18 protein-coding genes are annotated in these 16,615 nt (G+C 45.0%); 14 read left to right on the top strand and 4 right to left on the bottom strand.

The window, feature by feature from the left end; genetic code table 11:
* Positions 1-95 precede the first annotated feature (95 nt).
* The 3 genes from ACYVAM_RS16800 (at position 96) to ACYVAM_RS16810 (ending at position 2,046) form a co-directional block, all read left to right on the top strand.
* On the top strand, positions 96-662 hold the full coding sequence (locus tag ACYVAM_RS16800) for a hypothetical protein (RefSeq protein ID WP_461069004.1): 567 nt from the start codon (positions 96-98) through the stop codon (positions 660-662).
* Between the two features lie 226 nt (positions 663-888).
* Positions 889-1,569: a hypothetical protein gene (locus ACYVAM_RS16805; protein WP_461069006.1), complete on the top strand. Its 681-nt coding sequence runs from the start codon at positions 889-891 to the stop codon at positions 1,567-1,569.
* 297 nt (positions 1,570-1,866) lie between these two features.
* On the top strand, positions 1,867-2,046 hold the full coding sequence (locus tag ACYVAM_RS16810; protein WP_461069008.1) for a dihydrofolate reductase family protein: 180 nt from the start codon (positions 1,867-1,869) through the stop codon (positions 2,044-2,046).
* A gap of 113 nt (positions 2,047-2,159) precedes the next feature.
* Here ACYVAM_RS16810 and ACYVAM_RS16815 read toward each other — a convergent pair whose 3' ends face one another.
* Positions 2,160-2,672 (bottom strand): hypothetical protein, encoded by a 513-nt coding sequence (locus ACYVAM_RS16815; protein ID WP_461069010.1) that lies wholly within the window; start codon positions 2,670-2,672, stop codon positions 2,160-2,162.
* A gap of 263 nt (positions 2,673-2,935) precedes the next feature.
* A complete protein-coding gene (locus tag ACYVAM_RS16820; protein WP_461069012.1) occupies positions 2,936-4,000 on the bottom strand; it encodes a hypothetical protein in 1,065 nt (354 codons plus the stop codon).
* Positions 4,001-4,621: 621 nt separating this feature from the next.
* Between ACYVAM_RS16820 and ACYVAM_RS16825 the strand changes: the two genes are divergently transcribed.
* Positions 4,622-6,439 carry an AAA family ATPase gene (locus ACYVAM_RS16825; protein WP_461069014.1) on the top strand — a complete coding sequence of 606 codons (1,818 nt, stop codon included), beginning with the start codon at positions 4,622-4,624 and terminating at the stop codon, positions 6,437-6,439.
* Positions 6,440-6,491: 52 nt separating this feature from the next.
* Here the strand turns inward: ACYVAM_RS16825 and ACYVAM_RS16830 are convergent, their stop codons facing one another.
* Entirely contained in the window at positions 6,492-6,620 is a 129-nt protein-coding gene (locus ACYVAM_RS16830; protein WP_461069016.1) for a hypothetical protein, read from the bottom strand.
* 530 nt (positions 6,621-7,150) lie between these two features.
* On the opposite strand from ACYVAM_RS16830, the gene ACYVAM_RS16835 reads away from it, so the two are divergent.
* The 9 genes from ACYVAM_RS16835 to ACYVAM_RS16875 all read left to right on the top strand — a co-directional run bounded on the left by ACYVAM_RS16835 (position 7,151) and on the right by ACYVAM_RS16875 (position 15,207).
* Positions 7,151-8,383, top strand: a complete 1,233-nt coding sequence (locus ACYVAM_RS16835) for a phage integrase SAM-like domain-containing protein (protein ID WP_461069018.1) — start codon at positions 7,151-7,153, stop codon at positions 8,381-8,383.
* Between the two features lie 8 nt (positions 8,384-8,391).
* On the top strand, positions 8,392-9,756 hold the full coding sequence (locus ACYVAM_RS16840) for a hypothetical protein (RefSeq protein ID WP_461069020.1): 1,365 nt from the start codon (positions 8,392-8,394) through the stop codon (positions 9,754-9,756).
* Positions 9,757-9,864: 108 nt separating this feature from the next.
* A complete protein-coding gene (locus ACYVAM_RS16845) occupies positions 9,865-10,242 on the top strand; it encodes a helix-turn-helix transcriptional regulator (protein ID WP_461069022.1) in 378 nt (125 codons plus the stop codon).
* A 48-nt stretch (positions 10,243-10,290) separates the two neighbouring features.
* A complete protein-coding gene (locus tag ACYVAM_RS16850; protein ID WP_461069024.1) occupies positions 10,291-11,076 on the top strand; it encodes a Lin1244/Lin1753 domain-containing protein in 786 nt (261 codons plus the stop codon).
* Positions 11,077-11,223: 147 nt separating this feature from the next.
* A complete protein-coding gene (locus tag ACYVAM_RS16855) occupies positions 11,224-12,732 on the top strand; it encodes a replicative DNA helicase (RefSeq protein ID WP_461069026.1) in 1,509 nt (502 codons plus the stop codon).
* 129 nt (positions 12,733-12,861) lie between these two features.
* Positions 12,862-13,545, top strand: a complete 684-nt coding sequence (locus ACYVAM_RS16860; protein ID WP_461069028.1) for a hypothetical protein — start codon at positions 12,862-12,864, stop codon at positions 13,543-13,545.
* Positions 13,546-13,547: 2 nt separating this feature from the next.
* Entirely contained in the window at positions 13,548-13,952 is a 405-nt protein-coding gene (locus tag ACYVAM_RS16865; RefSeq protein ID WP_461069029.1) for a hypothetical protein, read from the top strand.
* 1 nt (position 13,953) lies between these two features.
* Complete coding sequence (locus tag ACYVAM_RS16870) at positions 13,954-14,298, top strand: hypothetical protein (RefSeq protein ID WP_461069031.1); 345 nt, start codon at positions 13,954-13,956, stop codon at positions 14,296-14,298.
* Between the two features lie 312 nt (positions 14,299-14,610).
* Complete coding sequence (locus tag ACYVAM_RS16875) at positions 14,611-15,207, top strand: terminase small subunit (RefSeq protein ID WP_461069033.1); 597 nt, start codon at positions 14,611-14,613, stop codon at positions 15,205-15,207.
* Between the two features lie 309 nt (positions 15,208-15,516).
* Here ACYVAM_RS16875 and ACYVAM_RS16880 read toward each other — a convergent pair whose 3' ends face one another.
* Positions 15,517-15,702: a hypothetical protein gene (locus ACYVAM_RS16880; protein WP_461069035.1), complete on the bottom strand. Its 186-nt coding sequence runs from the start codon at positions 15,700-15,702 to the stop codon at positions 15,517-15,519.
* A gap of 204 nt (positions 15,703-15,906) precedes the next feature.
* On the opposite strand from ACYVAM_RS16880, the gene ACYVAM_RS16885 reads away from it, so the two are divergent.
* Complete coding sequence (locus tag ACYVAM_RS16885; protein ID WP_461069037.1) at positions 15,907-16,467, top strand: hypothetical protein; 561 nt, start codon at positions 15,907-15,909, stop codon at positions 16,465-16,467.
* The last annotated feature ends 148 nt before the right edge of the window (positions 16,468-16,615 follow it).

Below are 16,615 nucleotides of genomic sequence, written 5' to 3' on the forward strand. Positions count from 1 at the left end.
GCGTACAACCAGTTATCTGTCGATAAGGTCTCCACTGAAAGAACACGACAATGCGGACGCATCTTTTTACATCAATCATTCTGATAGGCTGCACTATGTTGCCTTTGGTCAGTGTCGCACAAGCCGATTCAGCCACGCCTTTACTGAGGAAATCGCTGTGGCGAGTTGGCCTGTTCAACCTGGTCAGCCCTGGCTTCAGCCACGAGTTACGACTCACGCGCAAAGTATCCCTGCTCTCAGTGGTTAACCTGCGTACCGATCATATTAGTCGCAGCGAACAAAATAAGCCCACCATCCGGTATCGATCGATCACGGCCCAGGCCAGTCTGAGCGCTCGTTATTATTATAATTTGGACCTCCGTCTGGCTGCTGGCAGGAATGTTCAATACAACAGTGGCAACTACCTGAGCGTAGGCGCTTATTACAGGTCTCCTGTTGTTGCTGATTGGGGAGAACAGAGCCTTTACCGGAGTACTTACCCTCTCGGACTGGGTAATACGGTGAATGTGCGGGTCTTGTGGGGCATGCAACGACAGTTACCCCCTAAGCGCTTTTATTACGACTTGTCGGCGGGTCTTCAAGTCAACACGTACAAACCAGACAACCGTTTACACGGTTCATTTACAGCCCAACTGGCCATTGGTTATTGCTTAACTAAATGAGCCTGCCAGCTGTCGGCAGTAGCCATGATGTTCAGAATGAACGTTTTCCAGGATTAATTACCCAATGGAAACCCTGAAGGCGGTAGGCCTTGTCAGAAGGAGTCGTAGACTCAGGATTAAATCGATTGTGTTTCGCTAGAGTAGCCTTATGGATGGTAAGTAGAATACGCCTGAAAACGGGTTTGGGTAGTGACTCAACTGAACACACTGTTTGTTTACGGGCACGATGAAAACTAAACTCTTCTTTCTGGCCTGGCTCATGCTCACTCTGGGCAAATGGATAAACCCAGCTTTGGGGCAGAGTCGATTTTCAATATCTGTCAATGTTGCCCCCCTGTATGGGCACTCCGCGTTCAACGCTGTGCTTCCTTTTTCTACCGATCCTGCTTTTCCAACCACGTCAATAGCTTCGCGATCACATACTATAGGGTATTCATTTGGTCTGATGGGGCATTATGGCTTCTCTGCCAAATGGTCTGTATCCACTGGTATCTGGGCTACGTCCATCTTGTCGACAAAAGGCGATTTCAACGTTAATGATGACAACAGTACGATTAGCATTCACAACCCTCATCCCTTCCAGTATGGGTACAGGATACCGGTTCTCCTGAACTATCGGTGGACAGACAAACGCGTTTCTCCTTATCTTTCAGTAGGCACGTCAGCGAATTTTCGATCGACCTCTTATATCTACCTCAACGGGCAGGAAGTACCGATCAAGGAAGGTAAGGCCATTCGTAAGGGTCCATTGATGGTGGGTGCGGGGGCAATTTTTCAAGTCAGGGAACGCACGTCTCTAGTGGTTCAGCCCATGCTGGAATACAGCCTGAATGCAAAGCCGGACAATTACGATTACTCACGCTCTTATTCGCTAAGCGTACAGGCGCAATTCAGGTATCAGTTCTAGGTCGTTTGGTCTACGGGCTACGCTTATGATACATACGGATTTTCGCGCCATGACCAATTCGGACTTGTCGGAATCACGTCCTCTCAATGACGGATAAGCCGCCTGCTTTTGACCACTTAGCCAACCATCTTTGTAAAAAAACAGCTGGCCAAATGAGGAAATTAAAACTGCAGGTCCAAATAACGATCAACGGCTATATGGGAGGGCCAAACGGCGAAATGGATTTGACGTAAAGAAACCACCCCACTCAAACAAGCGGATGGGGGAGACCTGATCGCCTATGGCGGTGCGGGTTTCGTGTCAAGGCTGGTTAAACATGGCCTGATCGACGAGTATCATCTGTTTATCAACCCAACGGCCATTGGGAAGGGCATGCCGGTTTTCGGCGAGCGTAACGGTAAACAGCCGTTACGCTTCATCAAGTCCACGGCGTTTAGTTGCGGCATTGTTGTTCTTCACGATAAACACAACCGGTAAGCAAAGTGGATTAACCGGCCCGAATCGACCCTCTGGCAGCTCATTGCCTTAGCGATGGGTGAGTTGACAGAATAAAATCGCGCTCCATCAACCGTGTCAACGGGTTAATGAACTTATAGGCGAATGGGGAGGCTAACGGTATCGGTCTCGACTACATTGCTTTCGTTCAGGTTTCGATCCCGCATACGCAGTTGGAACTTAACAGGCCGCAGTTTGTACGCGCCCGTATATGGAAAGACCTGTTTATAGTCGATTGTACCAACTTGCGGTCGGGCCGGGCCGCTACCCAGATTGACGAAAAGCTTATTGTTGCCAGGTATATTGATCTCTTCAAACGTATTATTGACCAACTGAAACGTCCGGATCTGGTAGTTGCCCCAGGGCTGGTTGCCAAAGACAGTCTTAAGCCGCGTTGAATCCTGCGTGTTTTCGCCAAGGTCACCGTCGCCATCTGAAAAACTGATGGTAACGATTACCGAATCCCGTTTGGCCTGGCCAGCACTGGCCTGAAGCGTCGTTTTCTGAATTGCTTTGGCGGTAATGACGGGCGTAGGATTCTCCGTTGGCTCGTTTTTGGAGCAGGCCAGCAGCAGGCCCAGTAGTCCAATCAGCAGAAATGGTTTCATACTTGATCGTTGAGTGGTAAACGTAAATTATTTGATTTAACCTTCTGGAGGCCAATCACCCTGAAAGGGTTGCAATGAACGTCGGGTAAAAATCAACCAAACGGCTTAAAGCAGGCTTTTCAGGAATATCCATCGTAATAGGAGATATTGCCAACGAACTCTCAATGGTCAAGGTGCGCTTAACCAATAGCCTAAAATATGAAGAACATCGTTCTCGTTCTTTGGCTAAAAGCAGTTTGGTACATCGTTCATTCCCATTTAGTTTACCTTTTCCCCAAAGGCTCAATTATTTCATGCATGAAAGAACCTTTCAGGAGTTTCATTATATATTCGTCGGTGTACTGGTCGACATCTTTTATTCCCATTTCTGAAAGCAGATTTTTTGTCGCCCGCTTTTCAATATAAACATCATTGCTTTCCAGGTAATCATCGAGTGAATTAAACTCGCGCAATTCCGGAGCTAATATAAAGGGCTTTCCTTTATGGGCTTCTAAGGAATAGATTTTGCCCTTATCCGATCCGATTGCTGTTTTTGCGTGGTGAGGATAGGGAAACGTGGCACTTTTAAAATAGGTCAACACATCGTTGTGGAGATCTGAAATGGCGGGATGGTTCAGCATTTGTTTTCCTGTTGAACCTTCTTCTTCCAGCGCCAGCAAGGCCCTCGTTCTTAGTTCATTGAAGAGTTTTGTCGCGAATCGACCACAGTCATTTTCTACTTTGCCACCGAATAAAACGACGCCCAACTGTTTTTGCGTGTTGACCAGACAGGCAGGAACGTCCATATCCGGATGCATTTTTTTAAACTGCTTTTCTAAGCCAAATTGAAGCAATCGCTCAGGTTGTTGTTTAATCAACTCATCCCTTCGCTGGTAGATGGCTATTTGCAATTGGTAGCGCCAATTATCTAAATTAGTTTGATAGGTCCAGGCTTCTTCATTATGTTCCTTGAGTCTAAAGTCAAACGATTCATACACTTTGTTCGCTTTGTTAGAAACCTCAGTTAGCTGGAACATGCTTTTTGGGTCGGCTGTTTTCAGAAACTGGATCAATTGCTGCACGGCTTGTCTATCCTGTTGAGGTATGTACGTGAGAGCTGCTTCGGCCAGTGCGGCAAATGGCTTAACCGTATTACCTTCCTGTTTCCTTTTTTCGTTGATCGCCTGCTGCATCAATTCACCGGGAGATAGTTTATTGTGCCGACCAAGTGACTCATGCAGTTCGATTAATCTGTTGGTTTGACTTCGATGATCCTCGAAAGCAGGGTTATGCCCTCTGCCACCCGGTTGCTGCTTCTTTTTACTCTCGGAAGTCGTTAATGCTTGCATGGTAGGTTCATTTAGGTGTTTTTATGGCGCTCAGGTAGGCTATTGAGGTAGGTCAATGTAGGCTGGAATAGAGGCCAAACTCTATTCTACAATATACAAATCCAATGTTACTGGTTCAGTATACTACTTAACAAATGGTAGGTTTTATTTTACGTAGGCCAGCTTGACGCGCAAAACAGTCATCTACGTTGAGCAGCCGAAACGGTAAGAAAGGATAGCCATTCTTAAATCTATTTCCAAATTTGGCGGGGGCGTTTCATATGTTCGGGATCCGCGAAAATGGAAAGTTCCAAATTGCTAAAGGGCGGGGTCGATAAAGAAAAAAATGACCTTAAATGGGGATGTTTTTCCGAAACAGTCTCATTGTGACACTGTTTCACTTTAAAAGAAGTGCAAAAGTATAAGTATTGAACTTTTTGGATATATACATTAATATTCTCAGAGAAATAAATATTTAATGCTACTATTTTACGATTTATAATACGGTATAAAGTACTAGCATTCAGGGTTGTATATGTATGTTTATTTGATCGTAGTTATATAATATACAAAAGATTTCAACATAATCGTCTGATTTTCACTAACTATGGTCTTCCCTACACTCAATCTTATCTTAAATAAATGAGGCTTATAAAATTGTCGTTAAAGAATTTTAGAGGATACTCTCAGAAAGTAATAATACCAATTCATGAAAAACTTACAGGAATTACGGGTAAGAATGATGTTGGTAAGTCTACTATTCTTGAGGCATTAGATTTGTTTTTCGAAGGAGGAGAAATATCTTTAGATAAAGATGATTTTAATGTCCAATACCCTGATCTAGAAATTGAGATATCTTGTATTTTTGATGACATACCCGGACAAGTAATTATTGATGAAGCTAATAATACTTCATTGGCAGGCGAGTACTTACTTAATGCTAATGGAGAATTTGAGCTAATAAAAAAATTCAAACGTTCTGCTCTAAATAAACCTCAAGTATTTATTTTGGCTAATCATCCATCATGTGAAAATTATCTTGATTTGCACAGTCTAAAAATTAGCGAATTAAAAAAGAGGTCATCTGATGTTGGAATGGATAAAGGTCTTGTAGATGATGAGAGAAAAAGCTCAGATTGGAGAAAGGCACTTTGGAGTAATTGCCCAAGTCTTAAACTTAAGGAAACTGAGTTAGAGATTAGTAAATTTGCTGGTGACTCAAAAAGTATACAGGAAAAAATTACATCTCTTCTACCAATGTTTGCTTTATTTCGAGGGGATAGAGAAAGTAAAGATTCAGACCCTCATGCGAAGAATCCTCTTCAAGAGGCTGTTAAACATGCACAAAATGAATTGAAAGATCAAATTCAGCTTATTCAAGAACAGATCCAACAAAGGGTATTAGAACGGGCGCAAAATACTATTGAAAAATTAAAAGAGATGGATAGTAGTTTGGCAAGTTATTTAAATCCACGCTTTAAGTCACCACCTAAATGGACTTTTGATTTCTCAATTGATGACGAAGATAATATTCCAATAAATAAACGAGGTAGTGGAGTACGTAGATTGATTCTTCTGAATTTTTTCAGAGCGGAAGCAGAACGGCGGCTAGATAAATCTGATAGTCAAAGAGTTATATATGCTTTTGAAGAGCCTGAGACTTCACAACACCCTAAGTACCAGGAGATGCTTGTAAAGGCTTTATTACAAATTTCTGATAAACCTAACTGTCAGGTTATTTTGACTACTCATGTACCTGCTCTAGCTGGTCTTTTGCCAATTGATGGGTTAGTATTAGTTGAAAAAATTAATTCTGTACCAAATGCTTTGTTTGGTACAGATGATGTATTTGAAAAGATTTCAAATGCTCTTGGAGTATTTCCAGATACATTAAATATTGTTAAAGCTAAGGCTCTTATTTTACTTGAAGGACATTCTGATGTAACCTTTATTGGTCATATGTGCCAAAAATTGAAAGAAGGTGGGTATATTACTAATACGCTCGAAGAAGCTAAAATATTGCCATTAGTTATTGGTGGATGTGGTAATCTAAAACATTGGAAAGCAAAAAAATTAGCAGAACAGTTTGGTCTTCCTTGGGCAGTATTATTAGATTCAGATAAAGGAACGCAAGAAGAGGGTCAAAATTTAATTAAAATAAATGAATTGATTCAAGAAGGTAAAAAAGGATTTTTAACTAGAAAACGCGAACCTGAAAATTATTTGCATCCAGAAATCTTAGGCATAGAAGAAATTAAAGCTTTTTTTTCTGATACAGACGATGTTAAGGTGATAATTAATAGTCATTTGAGGATAGCTAAAGATGATGTTCTTGAAAAATGCTGGAAGAAAATGGAAGTACGCCATATTAGAGAGGCCGAATGCTATATTGATGAAGATGGAGTTGAAAGATATGAATTTACAGAAATGATCTCTGAACTTTTACAAATGGTAAACTAAAGTTCTAATTGGAAACGGCAGCATAATTATACTGCCGTTTCCAATTAGAACTTTAGTTATAAAATATCTCTCTCGCCACCTTTTTCTCATTAGCTTTGCCGTAGTACCGAACGTGTTTGGCGCTGGAATGACCAAGCATAGCGGCTACGCTTTCCTCTAAAACGCCTAACTCGTTTAACATGAGTTAGTAAACGTCTTTCGGGCAATCTTAACTGTGAGGCTTAATTTAATGCCAGCCATGTACTGAACCTGTTTCAGCCAAGCGTTATACTTTGCGTTTGAGATCTTCGGTAGGTTCTCCACTCCCTGGTATTTGTCGATGATGGCCAGGACGCTCTTTGAAAGGGGCACGACGGGGATAGGCTTGTTAATTAAAGACTCTAAGTCGGCATATTTGCCATAACCGAAAGTATTGGGTAAAAAAGCAGAAAACCCGCTGTATGGGCGGGTTTTGCAGGCTTGTAGTAAAGTATCTAGTGCACTCGTAGGGATTCGAACCCCAAACCTCCTGATCCGTAGTCAGGGTATTACCTTTAATGCTACTTCGTACTCTTTTGTAAAACCTCGTCAATTGCGCTGAAATGCATAAAAACCTACATTATTTTTCGTCCCATTGCTAGATATTACGGGAAACTGTATGCAAATTTGTATGCAACCGATTTAGCCCCCTGACTAATTTACTGCACGGCGATAGGAGGGAGCCCCAGTTTTATGAGCGCTACAGTCAACTTCTATTTCGATACCCGTAAGCAGAAAAAAGACGGTACCTACCCGGTTAAGCTGCGCGTAACTTATCAGCGTCAGCAACGGTACTATCCAACCGAAATAAGCCTGACCGATTCACAGTGGGAAAAGGTAGGCAAACCTAAGCCAAGGGAAGACTTCATTCGGGACACCAAGTCTTTACTGGACTCCTTCAGTAATCGGGCTGAGCGGGTAATTCGCAACCTACCTGTTTTTACATTCGATGATTTTGAAAAGCAATATGTAGGTACCGAGACTATAAGGACAGACAATGTCTTTGCTGCTTTTACTGAATATATCAGCCAACTGTCTGTCGAGGGCCGGGCCGGCACCGCCGACAGTTACCAGTGTGCTGCTAATGCGCTGCTGGACTACCACTCGCGTAAGGTCCCATTGGCGTTTAAGGAAATTACTCCGCAGTGGTTGAAAGGATTCGAGCAGTGGATGATAGGTAAGGGGCGATCCATTACCTCAGTGGGTATATACTTGCGAAGCTTGCGAACGATTTATAATCGGGCCGTCGAGGATGGTATAGTCGACCGGGATGGTTACCCATTCACTAAGCGCCGATACCAAATACCCACCGGGCGTAATGTTAAGAAAGCACTCACACTAGCCGATATAGAAAAGATTTATAATTACGCTGCTCATCCCATGAGTGCAGAGGATAAGGCTAAGGATCTATGGCTATTCTCATATCTCTGCAATGGCATGAACCCTAAAGATATATGTCGACTTACCTATCAGCAAATTGATGGTAATCAGCTCCGCTTTGTACGCGCTAAGACCGAACGGACAAAACGAGAGGTAAAGCCTATAACGGTAGCCTTAACTGAGGACACGCATCGAATTATAGACAAGTGGGGACAGAAGCCTGCTTCCGCCACCAAATATGTATTTAGTGTATTAACACCTGGCCTGAGTGCCGAGCGGGAAATGGCCCTTATCAAGCAGTTTGTCAAGACAACTAACAAGTACGTTAGACAGATTGCTGAAACGGTAGGCATCGATAAAGACGTAACGACCTACACCGCCCGACACTCCTTCAGTACGGTCTTAAAGCGATCCGGAGCGCCGATCGAGTTCATTAGTGAGAGTCTTGGCCATCAGGATATTCGTACAACGGAGAGTTACCTCGATAGCTTTGAGGATGATGTAAAGCGACAATATGCAAATGCATTGACTGGATTCAAAAAATAAACCATACCATGACTTATACAAAAAAAATTCCGGTAGTAGTTGATAAGCTGCTGAGGGAAGGGGGGGAATTTTGTCTAGTGTTGTTTGAAGAGAAATCCGGTAAGGCTGTTCATTATAACTTGCCTAACTCTGCGCTAGATCCCATGTTTAAACTTTACTATGATGCTATTGAAGCCCTGCCTGATAAAATGAAAATTAAGTTTCAGGATATCGTGGAAGAGATAAGCCCGTATCTCAAAAAAAAATATCTCATCAAACCTCGGTATGCCGGTTTCGTGGAATGGTTTTTAGAACATAAAAATGGTCCCTTTTTTACAGTTTATGCGCTCTTGAATAAAGAGTTAAGACAGACTCAGTTAACATTTGAACTTAATCAAGCTGAGTTCGAACGGCTGACAGACCCTGAATTAATAGATAGGGATCTAGGTGAATATTGTCAATGGCGGATGGAACGGTTAACTGAAGACTTGACAACTATTGATAAAAATGCTATCGAAAAGCTATTCACCAAGCATCATCAAAATACTTCTATAGGTCCAGATGACTACAGACAGGAACAACTTAGGCTGGAGTTGGAAAGCTGGAGAAGGAAATTTATTGCCGAAAAGAAAGCCATAAGAGGCAGTAAAACTAGTTGGTCATTTAGTGATGATGATGAGGAGGAGGATAGGGACATAGCCTTTATTGTTAAATCACTTGACTATTTAAAAGAAGATTTAGAAAAGCGCCTTGCTGCATCACTACGCAAAGAGGAACTCTTACATGCAGAGCTTAAAGACATCTCATCCGCTATTGATGACTCACCTTCTCTTTTTTCCCCCACTGCAAAACTACGGCGCACTTTAACTACAAATCGTCCTGTTGAATTAGCTCAATTCGAAGATAAAACCTTTGGTTCAGGGATGGAAGACTTGGCTATGTACTGGGATATTATCCACTATGAATCTTACCTTAAAGACATAATCGCCAGTATCAAAATAGTAGAGCACTCTGTTGACAAGGAAAATAAGACCTCGTCATCCTCAATAAAAGACCAACGGAGCCCTCAAATACTATCAATTCCCCCTTCTTCTCGTCAGGCACTGTACGAGGACCTTTTGGAGTATGTAGAAAGTGATGAGAATGGAGAATTTCCAGAACTATATGACCTTATATTTAAACAAATAGCTCCTAGTAAGCCAATCGTAGTTACCTGCGAAGTAGGAGAGTTCGGTACAACCTTTCGTGAAACTGGTGCAGCGCCAAAAGGATTGGCAAGCTTACTAAGCGAGCAGTTATCAAAATTGTTTGTTCGTAATACAGGCAAGACCATCGCTCCATTTGTCCCTGGGTTTTTGGTCAAAACCCTACGGCACACGCGGAAATCAAAATAAAAACGAGAATTCGATGTCCGTTTGATGTCCATTTCATGTCTACTGACCTTGAAACGGACATTATTTTCTTCGTCCCTTTGCCATCGGCTTACATAAACCAGCCGATGTATGACACTCGATTTTCATAAACTACAAAATGAAGTGAGCGAAACGCGCCAACTGGTGCAAACGCTCCTCGATCGACTTGATCAGTCGCCTCTATCCTCTCCCCCTGCCGACGAATTACTAACCGTCGGCCAAGCAGCCGAATTACTTAATCTGACCTCTGCTACCGTATACGGTATGGTCTATGAAAAGCGGATTCCATTCAGCAAACCCCCAGGTAGCAGCAAATTGATTTTTTTGCGCTCAGAGCTGATGCAATGGGTGAAGAATGGCCGTAAGGCAACCTCTGAAGAGCTGGAAGAGCAGGTACGTCAGCAAGTCGGTGCTCGTCTTAATCGCCGTAAAGAGTCAAAAGAGCGTAATAGTGGGAAAAGGTCATGACAGTTCAACTCTAGTTGAAAACAGCCGTGTACGCTTAACTAATTTGCTATGCCCCGCCCTGCTCGACATAACGCCGACTATTTCCCCCACAAAGCTAGTTTTCGAAACGACCGTCGAATCAGAGCCATACGTGCCCGTTTCGGTCCGGCTGGTTATGGACTTGTGCTGATGTTACTGGAAGCCATGACTGATGCAGATCACATTCAACTCAGTATGGATGAGTTGGAACTGGAATTATTATCTGGAGACTTCGGCGTTTCTGTCACAGATATCCACAGTTTGATACAGCTTGCCGAAAAAATAAGTCTTTTCGTTCGTAACGAAGTCGGTTTTCTGATATGCCCGGATTTGAATAAGGGACTGGAGCAGGTCTTTGAGAAGCGAAATCGGTCCCGGTTGGTGGCTCTAGAGGCAAAAGAGAAGGTAACTGCCACAGAAACTGATATTCCTGTCACAGAAACTACACAAAGTAAAGTAAAGGAAAGTAAAGTAAAAGATACTAAAGTATCTAATAAGCCGGATACGACAGAGTTCAATCGCTTCTGGGATCAATATGGCAAAAAGACAGGTAGCAAACCGGCTGCAATGAGGGAGTGGAACAAACTAGCCAGACCTGATCAGCAAGCCGCTTACGATGGCATTGACCGTTATCAGGCCTATCAACCGGACTCGCAATATCGGAAGGATCCGGAGCGCTACTTGAAACACAAATTGTGGGAAAGTGAATTCGAAGTGGCTCCCAGGCCAACGGGGCAGATTCCAACGGCCAGTTACGTTCCGATTCAACCGCAGACGAGCTCAACCGCTAATAAACCATATCGTGAACTGGTATGAATCACTCCGAGCAAGTAAACGAAATACTCAGAAGAAAAGACTATCGCAATCTGAACAGCCGGCGATTAAAGCCAACCCCTGATCTGACCTATGCTGCCCCTGTTTTAAGGCAGGATGATTTAGACGAAACAAAACTGATTCTCGAGTATGAACGGCAACTACAAATCAAGAAAAACCAGCGAGGCTACTGACATCAGCGTTAATATCCCTACTCTCTCAGATTCGGCGGCCGAACGAGCCCTGGTCGCTATGCTCCTGGATTCACCTAAACTGATGCCTGACGCTCGTGAGCGATTGGCCAGTGGAGAAGTACTGATGCATGAAGGCTATCGAATTCTGTTTGATACCTTATGCACGCTGTACGATGAGGGTAAGGTTATTAAGCTGGGTACAGTTCTGCAACGTATAAACGCGATTGGTACCCAGGCCAGACTGCTCGACATGGGAATTAGTCTGACAGGGCTTCCAGCGGAGGCTAAAACGTCTGAGTTTGTGGATACCTGTATGCACCTTCGGGATTTGTGGGTCAAACGGATGGCCATGGAGTCGGCCAGTGCAATCCTAGCCAGTGTTCAATCCGGCGATTCAGTCGGCCAGATCGTCGACATGCTGACCAGGGCCACAGATTCTGTTTCGGGTGGTTTATCCGTCGGCGCCGATCAGAGTCTGGCGGATATCATTCGGGAGTCCGTTACGTCGCTCGAATCGGCTATGAACAAGAAAGGTGGCCTCACGGGTATCAATACAGGTTTGGGCAAACTCAACCGGGTTTTGGGAGGCTGGCAGGATTCAGATATCGTCATGATCGCGGGTCGGCCGGGCATGGGCAAGAGTATAGCCGGCGTGTATCATGCGCTGGCTGCGGCCCGGGATGGCGTACCAGTAGCCTTTCTGTCTCTGGAAATGCCAGCTAAATCATTGATGAACCGCATCATTGCCAATGAGACCGGCATACCATATTCAAGAATCAAGCGAGGAACTGTCAGTCCGGCTGAAATGATGCAAATTCATGCCGCTATCGGTCGGATCGAGCGGTTGCCTATTCATTTTTACGATGATCATAACGCGGATGTGAATGATTTGTCGTACAAGCTTCTCCATTGGAAAAAACGGCATGGCATTGGTCTGGTCATTATCGATTACGTTCAGAAAATGACCGACCGCACCATTAAGTCGTCGGCGGAGTATGATATCCTCACCAGCGTGTCTAACAAGCTCCAGCGGCTCCGGAAGCGTCTGAACTGTCCTATTATCGAGTTGGCTCAGCTCAGCCGGGGTGTAGAGAATCGGCCAGGCAGCAAACGGGCGGGTATGGCGGATCTGCGCTCGACCGGTCAGTTTGAACAGGATGCTACGGTAATCATCATGCTCTACCGGGACGACTACTACAAAGACAAAGCCGCTCGGGATGCTGCAGAGGCCAATGGGGGATACTACGAAGAGCCCCTTTTTGACCAGCAACTTGAGTATGGCATTGTTAAAAGCCGGGATGGTGAAACGGGTACGGCTGTTTTCTGGGCTGAGGTGTCCACAAACCGAATTGCTGACGAAGCTCCTGCCCAAAGCGCACCTTTATTACAAGCAGTATATGTAAGCCTCTCTGTAGCTGAAAGCAGTGAAGAAACTGTCATTCTGGCCGGTCAGGAGGGTTTCTGATCGACAGATTATCCACTCGCCACATGTGTATATTACTGAATATCAATTGTTTGTCACTGTTGATCTGAAGGAAGATAGACGTCTACTCATTTTACTGATTCATTTTATAAACCTCTTAAAAATAAGACCATGACTTACATCAATCTCCGGCATATTGGCGAATTAGCCATTGAGGCACTGAGTAACTATCAACTAGCTGAAAGCTACTGTTACAATACCAGCAGCCAAACGGATCAGATTCCTGACGATATATTCGTCGTGCTGGCGAAAACGTACCGGCAAGCCCAAAACCTCCATACAAAACTGACCAGACTTCATCAGGTCTGTACGGATTTTATCGCTGAAAACTTTGACCCCTACATCGATGAACACGAAAAGTGGGCGGAGAATGAGGATCAGGTATTCAATCCGTTCGAGTGTCTGGAGCGGTGCTTTGACTGTGCCAGCGTCGAGGATCTGCCGGATCAAATTGAGCAGTATAGAGAGCTGCTCAGCTTATCGCATTCCTTTGGCGCCACTCAACAGATAAAAAACAAAGCCATTCAGGACACATTCGGTGATCTGCTCTGGTACTATGCGGCAACCGATACGGAAGGAGAAACGGTAATGATTTCTGAACGTGAGCTACCTGAATCGTTTCGCCATCAGCAAGCCGTTAAGCAGGAGATTTCCGACATACAGGTCGAATTTTGCCTGGACGGGTATAATGCATTTTATGAGCACGCGACAGGCCTGCTCAGTGCTTACAACGGTGGTGATGTACAGGCCTGTGCTCAGCGGATTTTATTACTTTACGCAAAAACAACCAAATGACGATGTTTCACTCAGCTTTACGCCAGGCCATCGCCAGAGCCTTTCCCGATCGATATAGTCTGTTTACCTGGAAACGACTGCTAACTGATTTTGTCGAGGTTCATTTGAAAGCCTTTCTGATACAGCGCGATTATTATGAGCAGCAACGCGCTCAGAATCGGGAGACCAGCTACCCGGCAATCAGTCCGGAATTGCAGCAAGCAGTTACCCTGCTGGCCAGACAAAAAAAGCACTCTTACGCATTTTTAGCGTTGACGCATCATCTGCTTCAACTCGAACTGGCCGCCCAGATGAAAGCAGCTGATCACTACCGGCAGCAGGCCGAGGGTCATGAGCAGGTTATGCACGGGTATCAACGACTGGCCAGCCAGGCCATTTCATCGCTCAACCAGGAAGACAATCTCTAAGATGAAGACACTACAAATCAGCGTTGCCCGCCTGTTTCCGGATGCTTACACCGCTGATAACTGGCCAGCGTTGTTGCCCCGCTTGATTGATCACCTGCTGGATAACTATCAGCAGCAGATCGAGAAGCACACGGAGGAGGTGGCACGCTGGCAGCTCAGTGATCAGTCGACGCCAAGGCCAAACTACCCGGTTCTACCGGCTGAGTATGGCCTAGCCTGTGAGCAGCAGGCGCTCCGGGAAGGGCTGAACTTTCGTGCGCTGGCCTGCTGTCTGTACAGCGCCAACAAACGAATTCAGTACTACCAGCAGAAAGCAAATTCAGGAGAAGGGGTTAATAAAAGTTAATATTTTGTCGGGTTACTTTATTAACCTAGATCCATTAATAAGTCCCATCATTTAGCACCGGACATTAAAACAAGTTGGTTGGGCTTATCACATCGCGTGAGACAGAAAGATCAATAACTTGTGATGGAGATCTTTAAAAACAAAGGTTTCTGTATCTTTATATTCTTCAACCAATCACTGGTTGACACTTTGGCGATGGGTCATGCCGCAACTGACCCGATGAGTACTTGGCCTAGTTCGGTCGTACAGAACCCATTCATCAAAAGTTTATTTTGGTAACCTCCGCTCAAGGGAGATAATTCGCTGCATTTTATGGAAGCCAATGACCAATCTGGGCCAATTAGCAAACCAGATCCGATGAGTCTGCTGACCGATCGGCAAAGGCGGTTCGTGTTAGCCTACAGTGAACATGGCAATGGGGCCCGGGCCGCGAGGGAAGCCGGTTATTCGGAAAAGAATGCCCATGTGGAAGCGGCTAAACAACTAAGAAAACCAGCAGTGAAAGCGGCCCTCTCAGCCTTTTTAGAAGAGCACAGCATGAGTGCCGGCGAAGCCATTGGCCGGTTGACTATATGGGCTCGGGGAAGTCTGGAACCCTTCATACGGTATCAGGAGGTCTATGAGCATAACATGCTTACGGGCATGCCGCTACTAGACCCGGATGGCCAGCCGATTAAGAGGGTGGAGGCCCGGTTAGATCTAACCTCCGATGAGGCTAAAGCCAATATTCACCTGTTGAAGAAGATCAAGCAGGGGCAGTACGGCTTGGAAATTGAACTCGCCGATCCAAAAGATGCGGTCGATAAGTTGATGCAAGTCCACGGCCGTTACAAAACTAAGATTGATTTATCCCTTCTATCAGATGAGCAAATCGATGATTTGTTGGAAAAGGCACTAAGTAAAATTTAATTATACCATGGACACTCATCGGCAGAATAAAAACCATAAGATACTAGCGTTACACGCCGCCATGAATGGCAATCCTCAGCCACTGCTGGAATTAAAAGCGAAGCAGGGAAGGGCTTATACTGAAGAGGAACTGGAGTGTAGACGATTGTACTTGGCTGAATTATCAAATCAGAAGATATCTCGCAAAGACGCTGTAAATTTCTTTGGTCGGTATGAGCCTGTTACTGATGCCAGCTTTTACCGGTTACCTAACGGATTGCTCCTATATTTCTGATTACTTTTCAGTAATCGCATCTTTGGTTGTCCGGTTCAGCTATTCTGGTGAAGCTGAGCATTGCACTGGCGGGCCAGTATCCGGGTGCGCTCTTCGGGTGACAGAGAAGCCAGGTACCGCTCGTTCTCCTGCTGGGCAAACATGCGGGCACCCGCGCTCTTGCCGGGTAGTGGGTAGCCGGAAGCGTCTAGGTACGGATTGGGTTTAGCCTGGTAAGCCATGAGAATAACATGATTGTCTATTTACTAAACAAGATATAGGGCTATTTCGTCCCAGTACACATTGCTGTAATCTATTGATTCAGGAAATCTTTGGTCCGCTCTGCCGCAACGAGCAGCATACTTTGGCCCGCCCGGTCGTACAAGGCAAACCATTCCTTAAGAGCTCATTCGCTCCCAGTAATTCATTTCTAATCGCTCATTCTCATGTCAGAAAGAGACCCTAATCTATTACCGGTGAACCTGTCAACCGGTACAACCACATTCGATGCCAATGGCCATACCTATCGTGTCGATCATACGATTGACCTCAGCGTCATCCGTGATCGCTACCTGGAGAAATACAGTCTGTACGCTACCCTTGGCCGGGATGCGAAAGCGATAGCGTTAGAGGCACGTCGGATTTATGATTTCCTGAATGAGTCCAAGATTGCTGATGCGGCCCTGACGGCAGATAATCTGATACGGGGCGCTGCGGACCTGCAAAGTCGTGAATCTCCCATTCTGTACATCTGCACCCTGTTTATCAACCGGGAGGATGAGGATCTTCGGGCCTATAGTCCGGAACTTGGTAAACAGAAGATCGACGACTGGGCGAAAGCCGGAATTACTAAGAATTTTTTTTTGAGCTGGGCGTTAGACTACCTAAAAATTACCGACGCTCACTTGAACGCACTCATAAGTCTGTCTTCGTTGAGCCTAAGACTCCCAGCGCTGGACGTACTCAATCAGGAGGTAGCAAGCCCACCACAGTCGGAAATCAGCTAGCCGAAAGGGATCTGTACTGGAACCAGCTGCTGCTGGGTCTGGCTGAAGGTCGTCCGGAAGGTGTAGCCGTACTGGAGCGTATGACGACCGTTGAATTTTATTACCTCTACAAAGCCGCTAAGGCAAGAAACGAGGCCATTGCAGCCTC

This window comes from Spirosoma horti (assembly GCF_054776595.1).

Excerpts from the sequence above, each read along its gene's own strand:
- ACYVAM_RS16800 (WP_461069004.1), top strand. The coding sequence starts at position 96 with ATGTTGCCTTTGGTCAGTGTCGCACAAGCCGATTCAGCCACGCCTTTA.
- ACYVAM_RS16805 (WP_461069006.1), top strand. The coding sequence starts at position 889 with ATGAAAACTAAACTCTTCTTTCTGGCCTGGCTCATGCTCACTCTGGGC.
- ACYVAM_RS16815 (WP_461069010.1), bottom strand. The coding sequence starts at position 2,672 with ATGAAACCATTTCTGCTGATTGGACTACTGGGCCTGCTGCTGGCCTGC.
- ACYVAM_RS16820 (WP_461069012.1), bottom strand. The coding sequence starts at position 4,000 with ATGCAAGCATTAACGACTTCCGAGAGTAAAAAGAAGCAGCAACCGGGT.
- ACYVAM_RS16825 (WP_461069014.1), top strand. The coding sequence starts at position 4,622 with ATGAGGCTTATAAAATTGTCGTTAAAGAATTTTAGAGGATACTCTCAG.
- ACYVAM_RS16830 (WP_461069016.1), bottom strand. The coding sequence starts at position 6,620 with ATGTTAAACGAGTTAGGCGTTTTAGAGGAAAGCGTAGCCGCTATGCTT.
- ACYVAM_RS16835 (WP_461069018.1), top strand. The coding sequence starts at position 7,151 with ATGAGCGCTACAGTCAACTTCTATTTCGATACCCGTAAGCAGAAAAAA.
- ACYVAM_RS16840 (WP_461069020.1), top strand. The coding sequence starts at position 8,392 with ATGACTTATACAAAAAAAATTCCGGTAGTAGTTGATAAGCTGCTGAGG.
- ACYVAM_RS16845 (WP_461069022.1), top strand. The coding sequence starts at position 9,865 with ATGACACTCGATTTTCATAAACTACAAAATGAAGTGAGCGAAACGCGC.
- ACYVAM_RS16850 (WP_461069024.1), top strand. The coding sequence starts at position 10,291 with ATGCCCCGCCCTGCTCGACATAACGCCGACTATTTCCCCCACAAAGCT.
- ACYVAM_RS16855 (WP_461069026.1), top strand. The coding sequence starts at position 11,224 with ATGAACGGCAACTACAAATCAAGAAAAACCAGCGAGGCTACTGACATC.
- ACYVAM_RS16860 (WP_461069028.1), top strand. The coding sequence starts at position 12,862 with ATGACTTACATCAATCTCCGGCATATTGGCGAATTAGCCATTGAGGCA.
- ACYVAM_RS16865 (WP_461069029.1), top strand. The coding sequence starts at position 13,548 with ATGTTTCACTCAGCTTTACGCCAGGCCATCGCCAGAGCCTTTCCCGAT.
- ACYVAM_RS16870 (WP_461069031.1), top strand. The coding sequence starts at position 13,954 with ATGAAGACACTACAAATCAGCGTTGCCCGCCTGTTTCCGGATGCTTAC.
- ACYVAM_RS16875 (WP_461069033.1), top strand. The coding sequence starts at position 14,611 with ATGGAAGCCAATGACCAATCTGGGCCAATTAGCAAACCAGATCCGATG.
- ACYVAM_RS16880 (WP_461069035.1), bottom strand. The coding sequence starts at position 15,702 with ATGGCTTACCAGGCTAAACCCAATCCGTACCTAGACGCTTCCGGCTAC.
- ACYVAM_RS16885 (WP_461069037.1), top strand. The coding sequence starts at position 15,907 with ATGTCAGAAAGAGACCCTAATCTATTACCGGTGAACCTGTCAACCGGT.